At 61.4% G+C, this 16,120-nt stretch carries 12 protein-coding genes; 2 read left to right on the plus strand and 10 right to left on the minus strand.

Annotated elements, in window-relative coordinates:
* Positions 1-280 precede the first annotated feature (280 nt).
* Both ABR989_RS16620 and ABR989_RS16625 read left to right on the plus strand, forming a co-directional pair.
* Complete coding sequence (locus ABR989_RS16620; protein WP_428130433.1) at positions 281-769, plus strand: hypothetical protein; 489 nt, start codon at positions 281-283, stop codon at positions 767-769.
* Positions 770-798: 29 nt separating this feature from the next.
* On the plus strand, positions 799-1,506 hold the full coding sequence (locus tag ABR989_RS16625) for an apurinic/apyrimidinic endonuclease family protein (protein ID WP_428130434.1): 708 nt from the start codon (positions 799-801) through the stop codon (positions 1,504-1,506).
* 59 nt (positions 1,507-1,565) lie between these two features.
* On the opposite strand, the gene ABR989_RS16630 is transcribed toward ABR989_RS16625, so the two are convergent.
* The 10 genes from ABR989_RS16630 to mutS form a co-directional block, all read right to left on the minus strand.
* A complete protein-coding gene (locus tag ABR989_RS16630) occupies positions 1,566-2,753 on the minus strand; it encodes a M23 family metallopeptidase (protein WP_428130435.1) in 1,188 nt (395 codons plus the stop codon).
* A gap of 35 nt (positions 2,754-2,788) precedes the next feature.
* On the minus strand, positions 2,789-3,487 hold the full coding sequence (gene scpB / locus ABR989_RS16635; protein WP_428130436.1) for an SMC-Scp complex subunit ScpB: 699 nt from the start codon (positions 3,485-3,487) through the stop codon (positions 2,789-2,791).
* Between the two features lie 11 nt (positions 3,488-3,498).
* The gene (locus ABR989_RS16640) at positions 3,499-4,251 is read right to left on the minus strand and encodes a segregation and condensation protein A (protein ID WP_428130437.1); all 753 of its coding nucleotides are present in this window, start codon (positions 4,249-4,251) and stop codon (positions 3,499-3,501) included.
* Positions 4,248-4,910: a site-2 protease family protein gene (locus ABR989_RS16645; RefSeq protein WP_428130438.1), complete on the minus strand. Its 663-nt coding sequence runs from the start codon at positions 4,908-4,910 to the stop codon at positions 4,248-4,250. The genes ABR989_RS16640 and ABR989_RS16645 overlap by 4 nt, the downstream gene beginning before the upstream one ends.
* Position 4,911: 1 nt before the next feature.
* Positions 4,912-5,874, minus strand: coding sequence for a tyrosine recombinase (locus ABR989_RS16650; RefSeq protein ID WP_428130439.1), 963 nt, complete (start codon positions 5,872-5,874; stop codon positions 4,912-4,914).
* Positions 5,871-8,621: a [protein-PII] uridylyltransferase gene (gene glnD, locus ABR989_RS16655; protein ID WP_428130440.1), complete on the minus strand. Its 2,751-nt coding sequence runs from the start codon at positions 8,619-8,621 to the stop codon at positions 5,871-5,873. Before glnD ends, ABR989_RS16650 begins: the two co-directional genes overlap by 4 nt.
* Positions 8,618-9,946: an N-acetylmuramoyl-L-alanine amidase family protein gene (locus ABR989_RS16660; protein WP_428130441.1), complete on the minus strand. Its 1,329-nt coding sequence runs from the start codon at positions 9,944-9,946 to the stop codon at positions 8,618-8,620. Before ABR989_RS16660 ends, glnD begins: the two co-directional genes overlap by 4 nt.
* A 177-nt stretch (positions 9,947-10,123) precedes the next feature.
* Positions 10,124-12,328 carry an alkaline phosphatase family protein gene (locus tag ABR989_RS16665; RefSeq protein ID WP_428130442.1) on the minus strand — a complete coding sequence of 735 codons (2,205 nt, stop codon included), beginning with the start codon at positions 12,326-12,328 and terminating at the stop codon, positions 10,124-10,126.
* A 343-nt stretch (positions 12,329-12,671) separates the two neighbouring features.
* Positions 12,672-13,028 (minus strand): hypothetical protein, encoded by a 357-nt coding sequence (locus ABR989_RS16670; protein ID WP_428130443.1) that lies wholly within the window; start codon positions 13,026-13,028, stop codon positions 12,672-12,674.
* Positions 13,029-13,359: 331 nt separating this feature from the next.
* Positions 13,360-15,948, minus strand: coding sequence for a DNA mismatch repair protein MutS (mutS, locus tag ABR989_RS16675; protein ID WP_428130444.1), 2,589 nt, complete (start codon positions 15,946-15,948; stop codon positions 13,360-13,362).
* Positions 15,949-16,120: the final 172 nt, after the last annotated feature.

Genomic DNA, 16,120 nt, shown 5'->3' on the forward strand with positions numbered 1-16,120 from the left:
TTTCCGCTTCCTCCGAATGCGTATCTGCTTTCGATCTCATCTCCGCTCCTTTTGGGGTTAAGATGAGCCAAAAACCCTCTCTTCCTCAATCGCTGCAAACTGTCCAACTTGTGCTGACGGGGAACACACGGCTGTAACAAATGCCCCTCTTCGAGAGAGGGTAATCCGGAATGTCCTTGCACGATATGTCATTTACGACAGAGCAATTCCCAGACGATCAGGGGAGTTTAATCGTATTCCTCACTTTCTGCTGAATGATGTGGTTCGGTATTGGCGCACGATGGCCGCCGACTTTGCTTCAAAGATGTGGGAGCGAAACCAGGACGGTTGGGCGATCAGGAATATCAAGCTTCGTTTTTCGCGGAAGCTCCTCTTCGTTGCTGGTTTGCTCATGTGCTTCACAGCCGAACTCCAACGCCCGGAATCCCTAGACAAGGCAAAGGATGAAGTTGAGTTCCTGGTCGAGCTTGCGGATATAATAAGAGAGCAAACCGAGATCGTCCCGTTGGATAGATTGGCAAGCGCGGTGTCGCCGTACCGAGATTGCGCACTTAAGATCTTTGACTCGTACAATGCCTTCCTTGCAGCACTCAGCGATGAAGCGAAACGGGAAACCTTGAAGAAGCTTACGTTCGAAGCTGCTCCTGCCGACCCGATCTACGGGGAACTGCGCGAGAGGAGCCATGTGTACCGCGACGCAATCGAAGAACTGTTCTTTGTTCTGGATCCGAATTTGAGTAGACTGATTCGAAGGTTCGGGGTGTTCTGATGAGACCACTAGGGTTTTCTACTGGCGCGTTGGCAAAAGGCGACTTTCGAACCGGTGTCGCCCTACAGCGAACGAAACCGTCGCTTCGAGCAATTGAACTGTCAGCACTTCGCGATCATGAGCTGCGGCCCTTAATCTCGGGCCTAGGCCAACTCGACCTGAGCCATTTCACCTATGTGTCGATTCATGCCCCGAGCAAACTGACGACTCTGTCGGAGAGAGAAGCTTTCTCCATCCTGCACGAGGCGCCTCCAACGTGGCCTATTATCGTCCATCCCGAGCTGATGCCGACTCCATCGTTGTGGAAGGGTTTGGGTCGAAGGGTTTGTCTGGAGAACATGGACAACAGGAAGATTAACGGCCGCACTCTAAGGGAAATGCGGCAGCTGTTCGAATGGCTACCCGAGGCGGAGTTTTGCTTGGATCTAGCGCACGCTCGCCAGATTGACCCAACGATGGCCACTGCCATAAAAATGGCCCAAGAATTTTCGGGACGGCTGCGACAATTACACGTTAGCGAGATTGGACGGTATGGAGAGCATCTACCGCTAAGCGCGCTCGCAATCTATGCGTTTCAGCTCGTCGCCCGTTTCATTCGCAGTGATTGCGCGGTGATCATCGAATCGGTGATTGAACCGGATGGTATGGACCGCGAGATTCGGAAGAGCGCTAGCCTATTCGACTCAGCGACTGTCCCGGAGCGTTCTCTTGAGGCGGCCTTGGCGTTGACGGCATAGGACCTCGGCTTGGGAATCTCGTTGAGGAGGACGAGTTAAGCGCAGCGGAGCGCGAGCATCTAGAACGAATCGAGTTCGTTCTCCATCGGTTCTTGTTTGGTCATCGGATGCGACGATTTGACGATCAGCGCCTGATGCCCCTTGTGCGCTTTATCGATCTTGTAGTCATCGAGCGTGAACTGATTGATCGCAAATGGCAGTCCCTCCGAGGCCGGGAGCGACGCCGCGTCGCAGACCTGGAAGTGCAAATGCGGCTCCGATGAATTGCCGGTATTGCCCAGATGCGCGAGCACGTCGCCGGCGTGAACCGTGTCGTGCGCCTTCACTTTGAGCGTGCCGGGCCGCAGGTGCGCGTAGGCGGCGAAATGATCGTCGCCGAGATCCTCAATGATGTAATTGCCGGCGAGAGTCTCGTACGAAATCGGCACCGCGGTCTTGCCGCTGTTGGGGACGTTCTCGAGAATCCCGTCTTTCACCTCGGCGATCGTTCCGTTCGCGACCGCGCGAATTTCCTGATCCCATGCATGATAGCTGCTGTTCTTGTGCTCATCGCCGGTAAACGATTTGCCGTCGCCGCCAAGCTGAATCCAGTCGATCGCATAGCGCTGGCCGATGTGCGGTTGCCCGTTTACCGGCAGCATCGCGCGGCGATGCGCCGAAGTGTTGGAGGGGCCGTTGACCGCGAGCCAATTTATCCCGCGAAGCGGAGAGCGAATCACGATCGGATTGTCCTGGTTTATGTTGAGCTCGGCGGCATGAATTGTTCCTGAGCCGCTGCGCTCGCCGTGCTGTTGGATCGTAATCGCAGTGTCGAACGTGTCCGGATCGCTCTGGTCAGGAATCCAATCGGCAAAGATAAAGAAGACGCCGGTCTCGCCCGGCTTCAGTACAGGATCGTTGGGCTTGCTGGCGTCGGCGCCCGTGGCCGGCACGAACATCGCGGCCAGTTGCTTGCCGCTGGCCGACTGAGTCACGACAACTTCGTTGTCGTCTTTTCCCTGAACATCGAGCTTGGTGATTTTCAACGGGGTCTTGCCGAAATTCGTGACGTATAACTCGTAAGCCGAATGCGGGTGGTCGGCGCCGTCGAGGATTTGCGCCTCGGGCGGGTATGGCGTCGCGACGACGCGCATATAGAGCGGGTCATTTTCCGGCGCCGGGGGCGGCGGCTTTTGTTCCGCGAACGACGATCCCACGAAGGCGAGCGAAGTAATCGTTGCGAGAAGCAGCAGTCGGATTCGATACATCGTCGTTTCTCCTCGCCGTCGAGAGCGGCGACGCGTCAGCGCGAAGTCTTGTTTTTGTTGTCGTCAGATGCTCCAGGGCCGGACTCGTCCGGTTCTTCTGCCGCGTCGGACGGGTCGGTGTCATGCGATGACGTCTCCGCAATCGCGACGGAATCCTCCGGATGAGTCTCGATGCCTTCCACCGGCCCGGTTGTCGCCTGCTCGACGGCGCGCTCGATCTCGCGGAACTCCGAGAGGTCGGGCAGGCTTTCGAGATCCTTCAGTCCGAACAGTTCAAGGAACTCATCGGTGGTCTCATAGACCATCGGGCGTCCCGGTGCGTCCTTACGCCCGGCAATCTTGACGAGCCGCCGTTCGAGCAGCGTTTCCAGCACGCCGCCCGTGTCGACGCCGCGCAACTGTTCTATCTCCGGGCGCGTGATGGGCTGTCGATAGGCGATTATCGCGACGGTCTCCATCAGCGGGCGGCTAAGGCGCGGCGGCCTGGCGGCCAGCAGCTTGCGAACGTAGCCGGCGTGGTCCTTCGGCGTTCGCATCTGGTAGCCGCCGGCGACCTCGTCGATCACGATACCGCGGTTTTCGGCGCTGTACTCAGCGGCCATCGCGGCGATCGCTTTCTGCACCGTCGCACGCGGGAGGTCGTCGAAGACTGCGGCCAGCCGCGCGAGCGAGACCGGCTCGCCGGCCGCGAACAGCAGGCTCGCGAGAATTGATTTCAGTCGCTCTTCTTCCACCCGGCCTCCATTCATCCCGCGGCGGCGCGCTCGAGAAAAATCGGGCCGAAGCGCGCTTCCTGAAATGCGCGAACTTCGCGCCGACGTATCAACTCGAGCAGCGCCATAAACGTCGCGATTACAATCGATCGATCGCCCGCATCCTCGAACAGCGCGGCGAACTGGACCCGTCCCGCGCCCTCCAGCGCACGCATTATCCGCGGGATACATTCTGCCACCGGGATGTCGCGCAGCTCGATGGCGCGCGGGGTCTTGTCGGCAACGCGCTTGAGCACTGCGCCAATCGCCTCGACCAGGTCGAAAATCGTAACCGTGTACTGTTTCGCCCCCGCGTCTTCGGGCGCGCTCTCGCCGGGCGTGGTGAACACGTCGCGGCCGAGCAGGGCGCGCTCCGCGAGCTTTTCAGCCACCTCGCGATAGCGCTGATATTCCAGCAGCCGTTCGACCAGGTCGCGCTTGAGCTCCTCGGCTTCGCCGGTGTCGGCGAGCTCCGGATGCGGCAGCATTGCGAACGACTTGATCAACAGCAACGTCGCCGCCATCACGAGGTACTCGCCCGCCACGTCGAGGTTCAACTGGTCGAGCAATTCGAGCCATGTCAGGTACTGTTCGGTGATTACGCTGGCGGTGACTTCGTGCGGGTCGAGCTCGGCGCGCTTGAGCAAATGCAGCAGCAGGTCGAGCGGGCCCTCGTAAATCGGGAGCCGGAAGCGGACCCCGGCGTCGGCTCCGAGTCTGGGCGGCGTGTTGGATTCGTCGCTCAAAGTTGCACCATCCAGGAGATCGCACCCAGCGCCATGTTCATGACCGGATAGATCGCGACATCCAGCCAATGCGTATACAGCAGCAGCAGCAATATAAGGAAGCCATAACGCTCGGTCTTTGCGTAGGCGCGCGCGGCCGGGAGCGGCAGGATGCCGAGCAACACCCGCCCGCCGTCCAGTGGCAGCACGGGAAAGAGATTGAAGACCCCCAGTTCGACATTGACAATCACCGACGCCTGCATCATCCGAGCAAGCGGTTCGGCGATGGTGGGGCCGAGCGAGCCGTGCAGAAACGCCGGCATCATACGCAGAAGAAGTCCGCTCACGACTGCCAGCACGAAGTTCGTCAGCGGCCCGGCGGCCGCTACCTTCATCATTCCGGTCCGCCCGCCCCGCAACACGCGGAAATTGACGGGGACCGGCTTGGCGTAGCCGAGCACGGCCATACCAAACAGATACAGCGCGAACGGCAGGATAATCGTCCCAAAGAGATCGATGTGTGAAATCGGATTGAGCGTGAGCCGTCCGGCGCGCCGAGCGGTATCGTCGCCAAGGCGCAGCGCTACCACGCCATGCATAACCTCGTGCGCGATGATCGCGAACATGATCGCCGGCGCGACGATACAGATGTTCGCGATGGTTCCGTTCAGATCGCCCAAGTCAGTCCGTGCCTTCCCCCACGCTCGCGCGGGTCGCTCGCGGATGAAACGTGCGATGTACCTTGCGCAAGTGGCTCTTGGAGAGGTGGGTGTAAATCTGCGTGGTCGAGATGTCGCTGTGGCCGAGCATCTCCTGCACGGCGCGCAGATCCGCGCCGCCCTCGAGCAGATGCGTGGCGAAGCAATGGCGCAAGGTATGCGGGCTGACCCATGCAAGGCGCGGATCGGCGGCGGTCCATCCTTTGAGCGCCTTGAAAAATCCCTGCCGGGTCATCGCGCGGCCGAGCCTCGTAATGAAAACCGCCCAGACGCGACGCGGAACCTTTTTCCTGCCCCGCTTGCCGTCACCGGATGGATTCAGAATTTCATCGCGCCGCTCCAGGTAGGCCTTCAGCGCGCGAATCGCGGCGCCACCCATCGGCACCATCCGCTCCTTGCCGCCCTTGCCGAGCACGACGACGGCGCCGGCCGCGAGATTTACCTGATGCAGTTGCAACCCGACCAGTTCCGAAACGCGCAGACCGCATCCGTAGGCCATTTCGAGCATCGCGCGGTCGCGCAATCCGCGGGCGTCGTGCGCACCGATCGCGGCGATAAGATTTTCAACGTCGCCGGGCGACAGGGTGCGCGGGAGTTTGCGCGGATGCGGCCTGAGCTTCACGGTCGGCGCGGGATCGCGTTCGATGATTTTCTCGTCCACCAGCTCGCGGGCGAGCCCGCGCAGACTGGCGAGATGGCGGCGCTGCGAACTGACCGCCAAACCCCGATCCGCAAGCGCTTCGAGGTACGCGGTCAGAGTGGCGGCGTCGAGTTGCGCCGGCGTCAGCCCGGCCTCGCGGCACCACGATTGAAAAACGCTGAGGTCATGCGCGTATGCGTCCATCGAATGGCGGCTGAGCCCGCGCTCGACGGCCTGGCGCGACAAATGGCGATCGATCAGCTCGTCCCAGCCGGCGGCGCTCACGCGGTTGCTCCTTCGGTGGGATTCTGTTCGACCTTTTCGAGCAAGGCGGCGCGCAGCTCCCGCATCCGATCGAGGCCCTCGATTTTTCCGCCCTCGCGATCGCTCACGTAAAAGACATCGAGCGCCTGATCGGCGTTGGTCGAGATGCGCGCGAGGTGAATCAGCAGGCCGAGCCGGTAGAGCGTGTGGGTGATCGCGAACAGCAGTCCGACGCGGTCCTGGGTGAATACGTCAATCACGGTGAACTGCTCGGAGGTGCGATTGTCCACCGTGACTTCGGTCGGCACGTGGCGCACGAACTTGCGGCCGGCGCTCTGCACATGATGCGCCGCGGCGACCAGCCCCGCGATGTCCTGCTGGCCTGTGATGACGCGCTCGAGGTCGCGCTCGACGCGCAGCCAGCGGTCCTCTTCCATCGCCATCGAGCCGGCGCCCATTAGATGTGACACGCGAAACACGTCCATCGCGATGCCGTTGGTGCGGGTGGTGATTCGGGCCGACAGGATGTTGAGATTGTTGGCGGTCAGCGCGCCTGCGATCATCGAGAACAGCCCCGGCTGATCCCGCGTCACGACGATAAACTCGCTGAACTCCAGTTCGGGGAAATGCCTGATGCGGCAGACCAGCGGGCGGTCCGCGAGCGAGCGCATCAAGTCGAAGTGCAGCGGAATGTCGGCTTCGGGCACGGTGAAGAAGTAGCGGTCGGGCATCTGGTCGAGGAACGCGGTCAGCTCGGAATCCGGCGCGGCGGAGGCGCGCAGGGTCTCGCGGACGGCGGCTTTGACGGTAGCCAGCCGGCGCGCGGGATCGACCGCCTCGCGATCGCCCTGCTCGAGAACCTTGAGCGCGCGCATGTAGAGATCGCTAAGCAGCATGTCGCGCCAATTATTGTAAACCTTCGGCGCGACCGCACGCATGTCGGCATAGGTGAGCAAGTAGAGCGCCTTGAGGCGATCGATCGAGCCGACGGTGCGCGCAAATTCCTCGACGGTAGTGTGATCGTCAAGGTCACCCTTCTGCGCGATCTGGGACATCATCAGATGGTTGCGGACGAGGAACACGACCAGGTCGATTTCCTCGCTGTTCAGTCCAAGCCGCTGTGACACTTCCGCCGTCAGGCTGGCGCCGCGCTCATGATGGTCATGGCCGTGGCCCTTGCCGATGTCGTGCAGCAGCAGCGCAAGGAACACGAGCGGCAACTGGTCGAATTCACGCACGACCTCGGTGAGCAGGGGAGTGGAACCCTTGAACTCGCCCTTGCGCAGGCGTTCGACTTCACGCACCGCAACCAGCGAATGCCGGTCAACGGTGTAGATATGGTAGAGGTCGTGCAGAACGCGCGCGTAGAGGTTGCCGAACTCGGGGATTATCGCGCCGAGCACGCCCGACAGATGCATCGCCTCGAGCGTTTCGGCGACGCGCCGGGGCGCGGACAGAATCTTCATCAGGGCGGCGGCGACGCGCGGGTCTTTGCGCATGTCGTCGTCGATCAATTCAAGATTGTCGCGCACCAGCTGGTACGCGCTGCCTGAAAGGCTCACGTTCTGCGCCTGGCAGTCCGCGTAGATCGTGATCAGGTTGAGCGGATCGCGTTTGAAAAAATCGGGCTCGGCGATGCTCAGCAGATTGCGCTGAACGATTACGCCGGGGCGAATCGTGCGGGTCGGCGTGCGCCGAAAAAATCGCCCGCCGGGACTGTTCTCGGTCACCCGCGCGATCAAGCCTTCGGCAAAGCGATGGACCGTCGACGCGTGCTGGTAGTACGCGCGCATCAAAGCGGAACCGGCAGCCTGTCCGTCCGCGGGCTTGAAGCCCAGCATCGGCTCGATCCGCTCCTGCATCTCGAAGGTGATTTGATCGAAGTGGCGCCCGGTCAGAAAATGCAGCGAATTGCGCACGCGCCAGAGAAAGTCGCGCGCTTCGATCACTTCGGCCGCTTCGGGCTCGGTGATGACGGCTTTTTGCACCAGCTCCTCGAGCGAATGGACTTTGTATTTGACCTTGGCCAGCCACATCGCGGTGTGAAGATCGCGCAGCCCGCCTTCGCCTTCCTTGATCTGAGGCTCGAGCAGGTAAATCGAATCGCCGTACTGGGCGTGACGTTTGCGGCTTTCTTCGAGCTTGGCGGCGAAGAACTTGTCCTGGTTGCGATTGAGCACGTCGGCGATGAGCAGCTTGTCGAGATCGGAGTAGAGCTTTTCGTCGCCGCATAAGAACCGCGTGTCGAGGATCGCGGTCTTTTCCTTCAGGTCCTCGTTCGCCAGCCGCACGCATTCTTTGGCCGTGCGAACCCCGTATCCGACCGTGAGACCTGCGTCCCAAAGCGCGTGCAATATTATTTCGGTGACAACTTCGGCGTATGGCCCGCGCTTGTAATCGTGCAGAAAGAGCAGATCGACGTCGGATTGCGGATTCAGTTCACCGCGCCCGTAGCCGCCGCGCGCGACCACCGCAATTGTCTGGTTGAGCTTGGTAAATCGCCGGCCATGCTCCGCGTCCGCATAATAAAACAGCGCCCGCAGAAGATCGTCCATCGCCGTCGTCATCGCGGTCACGATCTCGCCGCCGCTCGCGCCGCCGAAATGGCGCTCGGCGAGCTCGGCGCGCACAGATTCGAGATAGGCGCGGGCAATCGCGCCGGGCCTCTTGCTCGCGGCGAATTGCGCGAGCAAGGCCTCCTGGCCGCGCGGTGAAGATTCGGGAATTGGCGCAGACTCGGCGCGATTCGCGCCCGTGACGAGGCTCACAGATTTCCCACCGCCAGATCGGCGTTGAAGTAATGCGCTACTGCGGTGGCGACCGCGCTTGCGAGCACGTCCTGGTAATCCGCCGACGCCAGCCGCGCGGCTTCGCCGGCGTTCGACATGAAGCCGCATTCGACCAGCACGGCCGGCATATGCGCGCCGACCAGCACGTAAAATGGTCCCATCTTCGCTCCCAGCGCGTTCACGTTCAGTCCAAGTCCGGCATCGAGATCGGCGACCGTCTGCGCGTCGATCATCCTGGCCACAGAGGCCGCTTCCGACGCCTTATAGTTCTGGCGCAAGTCGGTCAGGATGTAGTTTAAGTTGGAGCTGTCCGGTGCGCCATAGCCTCCCGCGCCGGCGTTCTCCATTCGCGCCAGCCGAATCGTCGCCCGATCGGTGGTGTTGTTCAGGTAATAGACTTCGATTCCCGTGGTGTCGGTGTTCGGACTCGAATTGAGGTGGATTGAAACGAACAGGTCCGCACCGGCGCGATTCGCGATTCGCGTGCGCTCCGCGAGGCTGATAAATACGTCGGTCGAGCGCGTCAGCCAGGCGCGGATGCCGCGGGCTTCCAGAGCGGCTTTCAGGCGCGTCGCGATTTGGATGGCGAGGTCCTTCTCCACTGCGCCGGCCGACGATTGCGTGCCGGGATCGTAGCCGCCGTGACCCGGATCGATCATCACCAGAAAATGACCCGGCTGACGATTGCCTTCACTCACATTCGAGGGCGCGGGCGCGATTGGTTGCGCGAGAGAGTCGGGCCGAGGGTTCGGCGCAGGCCCGAATGCGACAGTGCGCGCGACCGACGGAGCAGGGCGACGCGGGGCGTCGTCGTGAACGATAATCGGGGCCGCGATATTTAGATCAGCGCCCGCGGATGCGACCCGCAACACTATTTCATTTCTGCCTCTCAGCCTCGCGATCGCGTAGTCGGCTTTGCCGATTACCTCGACGACGATTCGCGACTTGCCGCCGGGCGACTCGATCGTGCGCACGCTCGCAATTGGCGCCGTTTCATAGCCGAACAGCGGGCGCGGAGGGATCGCGATGCGCGTGCGCGCCAGCTCGATCCAGAGTTCGCTGCCGTGCGTGCTGAGGTCGAGCGGTGGAGCAGGGCCGCTGAATTCGAAATGCAGTTCGAGAGTCGGGCCGCGATGCTCGATTCGCGCGGAAGTCAGGGCTGACGCGGGAAGACTGGCGCCGGCAAGGACCGGGGCAACCATCGCGCCGATCGTCGCCGTCGCGACCGCAACCGCCATCATTCTCCGCATCACCGCAACCCTACCCAGCATCCAAGGATAGCCGCCGGGTAGAGCGATCGCCACGCCCCCGCCCCCGCCACCCCGCCTGGGCAAAACTTCAACCGACTCTACTTATGACTGGTAGCAAGTTGGGGGCAGACCACAGGGGGTCACCGTCCGCCGTTGGCGTGCGCGGTCCCTGCCAATGGCTTAATCCGCCAATACCTCTGTCACCGGGCACGTTCTCGCGAGTCGGGCCGCTTATTTCTTCTTGAACCGGAACATGTTGGTCAGATCTCCGATCGCGGGGCTGTTGGTCGGGACGTATGGCTGCGCGGCCGCACTGATCGGATTGGGCAGATTGTCGCGGCTGCGGCCGGAGAGCGGCTTCAGCTTCCAGTTCCATTCGATGAACTTCAGGATCGATACGTGATCCGAATAGGTGTGATCGACGTAATCGAATTTGGCGAACGGCGATACTGCGAGCATCACGGTGCGCGGACCGTCGCCGAAGAAATCAATCGGCTGAATGTAGCCGGTGTCGTATTCACCGCCGGATTCGTCGAGGGTGATCAGAACCGCCGTCTCGCTCCACAGCTTGGGATTGCTCTGCACAGTATCGACGATATTTTTCGCAAACGCCTCAAACAGTGCCGGTGTTGAAGTCCCCGGATGGCCATCGGTTAGCGAGGTTGGCTTGATGAACGAAACCGAAGGCAGGTTGTTAGCCCGGACGTCCTGAAAAAACGCGCTCAAGTCCTGGATGTTGTTCTTGAGCGGGCCGGTCATGATCGACTTCGAGTACTGCAAGCCGTTGCAGATGGCGCAATACAGATCTCCGGCGGGGCTTTCGGTTCCGGCCAGGCTGTACCCGTCCCCGTAGTATTTCCATGAGACCCGTTTTTTCGCGAGCGCGTCGCCGATGGTCGGAATAGTTTGCGGGCCGATCGAGAAATGGCTGCCGGCGGGAAACTCGTTTGCCGCCGTGGGCGAGGTGGCGATCGGATTCCCCAGGTGATCGTACGCCGGGTACTCGTTGTTGATCTGATAATACGTGTCCGGCGCGCAATTGCCCTTGTTGAATGTGGTGTAGGGCAGGGAGCTCTCGTAGCCGGCGATAGCGCTCACGCCCGGCTGGCTCGCATCGGAGCAATCGACGGCGCCGCCGAAACTGGTATTGGCCAAATCCAGAAATGGCAGCGTGTCCTGCGTGTAGAAGTTATTGGTGCCCGCCATCGGGTTCGGATTCGAAATCAGATCGGCGGTCGGCGTGATCGCCTTTCCGCTGCCCGATGGATCTGCGAAATAGTAAACGTCGCCGGTAAAGATCGCCTGCGAGTTCGGCCCGGTGCCGCCCATGATTGGCTGATGATAGTTGTCGTTGAGTGCGTAGTTTTGGGCAAACCATTGCAGGATCGGCAGATCGCCCGCCGCCATGTTGTAGATGCCCATCGCCACTCCGCCCTGGTAAGTGCCCTCCACGTCGGTTGGCGGATCGCACGAGGTCATGCTTTCATTCGGCTCGCACATTTCCGTGATGCCCCATCCCTGCGTCACCGCCACCCACGTCACCAGATCGTGGAGGCATCCGCTCGGATTCTGCGCGGTCGCGTGCGCCGTGCTGCAATCCGCCTGCTGCCACATCTGGAAAAATCGATGGGCCGGGTCGCCGGTGTTGTCGCTAACCGCGGTGGCGGTCGGCGGAGACGCCGGCTCGCCGAGCCCCGCAAGGATGCTTCCGGCCTCCCCGCTACCGACCAGCGGTTTGCACTTGGTTGAGTCGAATGGCGGCACATCCGCAAGCGCCTGAATCAGAGCGCCCGGGTTGACCAGCGGATAGGGCCCATTTGGCAACGGCAACGGCGTATTCGCGGCTTGCAGCAGATCGTATCGGCAATCCTCCACCGGAGTCAGGCCGATATCCTGCGGGATGAAAAGCGGTTGATGGGTTCCGCCGAGCAACAGCAGCGGCTGGTCGTCGGCCGCGAGACCGATGTCCGTGCAAGTGGGAGGTCCATAGCCCGGAAGACCCGATGCAAACGCAAGGCTCGTGAGCAGGCATGCCGACGCGGGTAGCCCGTTAAGTCCTGTGCTCGGCTGGGGAAGGTTCGCAAACGGACCGGTCTGCGTGGGACTGAGCTCGTAAGTCGAGGTATCGGTAGCCTGGTTCTGCAGGGGGTTGGAGGTCGATAGTGTAGTGAAGAACCCCGGCGGGAATCCGGTCTCGTCCACCAGACCCTCCGACAGCAGGTTCATCACCTTTTGCTTCGGATCGGGCGGCGTGTAGGTTCCGAACAAATTGTCGAAGCTTCGATTTTCCCCAAGCACCACGATCACATGCTTGATCGGGCTGCGCGTCGGAGGATTCCGCAACGGATTCGCCGCCAGAACCGGCAACGTCTGATTGAAAAGAAAGCACGCGGCAACTATGGCACTCTGCGCGCGTCGAACACGCCTCCGACTCATCGTATCCTCCTGCACTCCGTCAAACCGATCATCGCGACATCGCGTGGGCGATCGTGAAAAACTTTGATCTGTAATTTGATAGCTCCCTCTGGAATTGGCGACCCGATAACACACCCTCAGCACGGTCAGCAAGCAGCCGGCACCGATTTGTCCACAATCTCCAAGCCTCGCTTTCGCTCGCGCTCGATTACGATGTTGCAGTGCAGCGGGCACAGTTCGATCTGGCGGACGTGACTTCATCGCCCGTAATGCGGATGCGTCTTTTTGTGGTAGTCGCCGCACTTGCCGCAGAAGAAAAGCCGAATTGTTTGGGCGTACTTGGCCATGATGGTCTGGTTCCGTTTCAAGGCAAGGGTCTTCGACTCACGACCACAATCATCACGCGGCTATCAGTTATGGGAGATGGGCCGAATGATGATTCGGGATATGCGGCCATCACCTGTTCTGACAATAGGGATGCGGAAAAGGTTTTTGCTGCGTTCTTGGTGCTTGCAGATGCGCTTGCTTCCAGCTCAATCCACGCTGCGTTATATCCTTCATATCCGGGGACATCATTCCAGATGTTGGTAAAGAGATTTTTGTCTAGTATCTTTTCGCCTGAAGGGGCCAGCCAGCCACCCTTGTCGAGTATCGAATCGAGACTGAGCACGAAGCCCTCAACCTCGAATTTGTCATCTACATACTTTTGGTTTACGAACACCGCAACTCTTTGTCCCGCAAACGGCTTTATCCGGTCAATTATTCTGTTTCGAGCATTCCCTGCTAAGAGCCAACTGCGGGGAGACACCTCAACTTAATACTGCGCTGCCGTCGCCACGGCCAGGGGTTATCCCTGCTTCGTGATTTGTTCTCCTGAACTAAAAAATGTTTCACGTGAAACATTTTCGTGAAAACCCCAGCCACACAGCACCAATTTCGACCACTTCTGAAAAAATTGACTGCCATTGCCCCTGCCTGCTTAACCTTGGGTGCAGGCATTGGCAGGGGCCGCGCCCGCCAACGGCGGCCGGCCTTAATACTGGGTGCAGGGGTCACCCCTGCTGCTTGAGGCGGGCGGCGATTCGCGCCAGCGCGTTCAGCGCGTCCATCGGCGTCATCCGCTCGACGTCGAGTGCGCGGATTTCATCGATCACGCGGCTCTCCATCGGCGAGAACAAACCGAGCTGAGGGGGCGGGGTCGTAGCGCGCCGATCGCGCGCAATTCGCGGCATCCCGGCTTCATCCAATTCGCCCTGCTCGAGGTTGGCAAGAATTTCCCGCGCGCGGCTGATGATCGAATCCGGCAATCCCGCCAGCCGCGCCACCTCGATACCGTAGCTTCGCGACGACGGCTGCTCGATAACCCGGCGCAGGAAAATCACCTCCGCGCCCCATTCGCGCACCGCCATGCTCAGGTTCTTGACCCGCGGACGCTCGCGCGCGAGGTCGGTCAGTTCGTGGAAATGCGTAGCGAACAGCACCTTGGCTCGCGTCTGATCGTGCAGGTATTCGGCGACGGCCCATGCGATCGCAAGCCCGTCAAAGGTGCTGGTGCCGCGGCCGACCTCATCGAGCAGCAGCAGGCTGCGCTCGGACAGTCCCTTGAGCAGGCGCGCCGTCTCGCTCATCTCGACCATGAAGGTGGACTCGCCGCGGCGAAGTTCGTCGCGCGCGCCGATTCGCGTGAGCACGCGATCGATAAGCCCGATGGTCGCCTCGGCGGCGGGAACGAAGCTGCCGATTTGCGCCATGATCGCGATCAGCGCGACCTGGCGCAGGTAGGTCGATTTGCCGGCCATGTTGGGGCCGGTGATCAGCAGGATTTGGCGCGTGTCGGGCTCCGCGTCGAGGTCGTTGGGCACGAACTCGCCCGAGCGCATCCCGGCTTCGAGCACGGGATGGCGTCCGTCGCGCACCCGAATCCGAAGGCCGGTGTTGATCGTGGGACGCACATAGCCGCGGCGCCGCGCCACTTTCGCCAGCGACATGATCGCGTCGAATTCGCCCACCGCGCGAGCGGTTTCGAGTATCGTGGCGGCGTGCGACTGCAAGTCGCGGAGCAGCCTCGAGAAGATCTGGAGTTCGAGTTCCTTGAGCCCCGATTCCGCAGTCAGGATTTTGCGCTCGAGTTCCTTGAGCGCGGGCGTGGTGAAGCGCTCCGCGCTGACCAGCGTTTGCTTGCGCTCGTAGTCGGCGGGCACCCGCTCGAGATTGGGCTTGGTGACCTCGATGTAATAGCCGAAGATATTGTTGTAGCGCACCTTGAGCGACGGGATAGCGGTGCGCGCGCGCTCTGTCGCTTCCAACTTCGCGATCACGCCGCGGGCGCCGGACGCCAGGCTGCGCAATTCGTCAACTTCGGCGCTGAGCCCCGGACGAATCACGTTGCCGTCGCGGGGATTCACGGGAGGCTCGTCGGACAGCGTCGCCGCGATTTGCGCCACGAGCGCGGGCATCGGCGAGATCCGCGCGGCCTGTTCGCGGATAAGAGGGCTCTTGAACGCGCCCATCGCTTTTTTCAGTAACTCGTCCGCCTTGAGCGCGTCCGCCAGGCGCAGACAATCCCTCGGCGACGCCCGCATCGCGCCGATTCGTCCCGCCAGCCGCTCGAGATCGCCGATTTGTTTCAAGGATTCCGCCAGCGCGCCGCCCAGGTCGGCATCGAACAGCTCTTCGGCTGCGTCGTGGCGCGCGTGGATCGCGTCGAGCGCGAGGAGAGGATAGGTGATCCAGTTGCCAAGCGTGCGTGCGCCGGCTGCGGTCAAGGTTTCGTCTAGAATCGACAGCAACGAGCCCTTGCGCGCGCCGTCAGTCGAAGCGACGAGTTCGAGATGACGCCGCGTGGTCTCGTCCACCAGCATGTATTCGGCGATGCGGTAAAGACGCGGCGCTTCGAGATGCGCCAGGTCGCGGCCGAAGGTGCTTTCGACATAGAGCAGTGCGATTCCTGCGGCGCGCGCGATCGATTCGTGGAGATCCACGGCGGCGGCCGCGAAACGATTCGAGAATGCCGCGGTCGCCCGCTCGGCGCTGAACGATTCATGATCGAGCGTCGTCACGGGACAGTTTAAGTCATTCAGGAGCGCGCCCAACTCGCCGTCTTGTCCAGGGACTTGCCCGGCGACTACTATTTCGCGCGGCGCGATTCGCGCGATTTCCTCGCGCAGCGATCCGGCCTCGCGGACCTGCGTGGCGAGAAATTCCCCCGTCGAGACGTCGAGCGCTGCCAGCGCGAACCCGGCGCCCTCGGCGCCCGTGACTGCGACCAGGTAACTTTTCTCGGCGGCGGTCAGCACCATCTCCTCGCCCACGGTTCCGGGCGTGATCACGCGTACGATTTGCCGCGGCATCAGCTTGGGAGAGCCGGCATCGGGCGTCCCCTGCTCGCAGATGGCGACCTTGTGGCCGGCTTTCAGCAGTTTGGCGATGTACGGTTCCGCGGAATGGTAGGGCACGCCGCACAGCGGCACGCCGTCCTTGTTGCGCGAGGTGAGCTGAATGTCGAGCACGCGCGCGCCGACTTCGGCGTCCTCGAAGAACATCTCGTAAAAGTCTCCGAGGCGGAAGAACAGGATCGCGTCGGGAACGCGCTGTTTGACGCTCAGATACTGCGCGATGAGGGGTGTTTGCTTGACTGCCACTGATGCGATTGCGGTCCACAATAGCCGTGATGGAAGAAATGGGCAAAACAGCGTGCATGGCGCGTCGTGAGAGGACGCGATAGCAAGGGGCGCGCGTCGCCTTTTCGCTTTGCCGAACGCATCTCGATTTACTAGAGTCCGAGTGTTAATCAGGCTCTATACCGATCGCCAT

The sequence above is a fragment of the Binatus soli (SeqCode) genome (assembly GCF_050015535.1).
GTDB lineage: Bacteria > Desulfobacterota > Binatia > Binatales > Binataceae > Binatus > Binatus soli.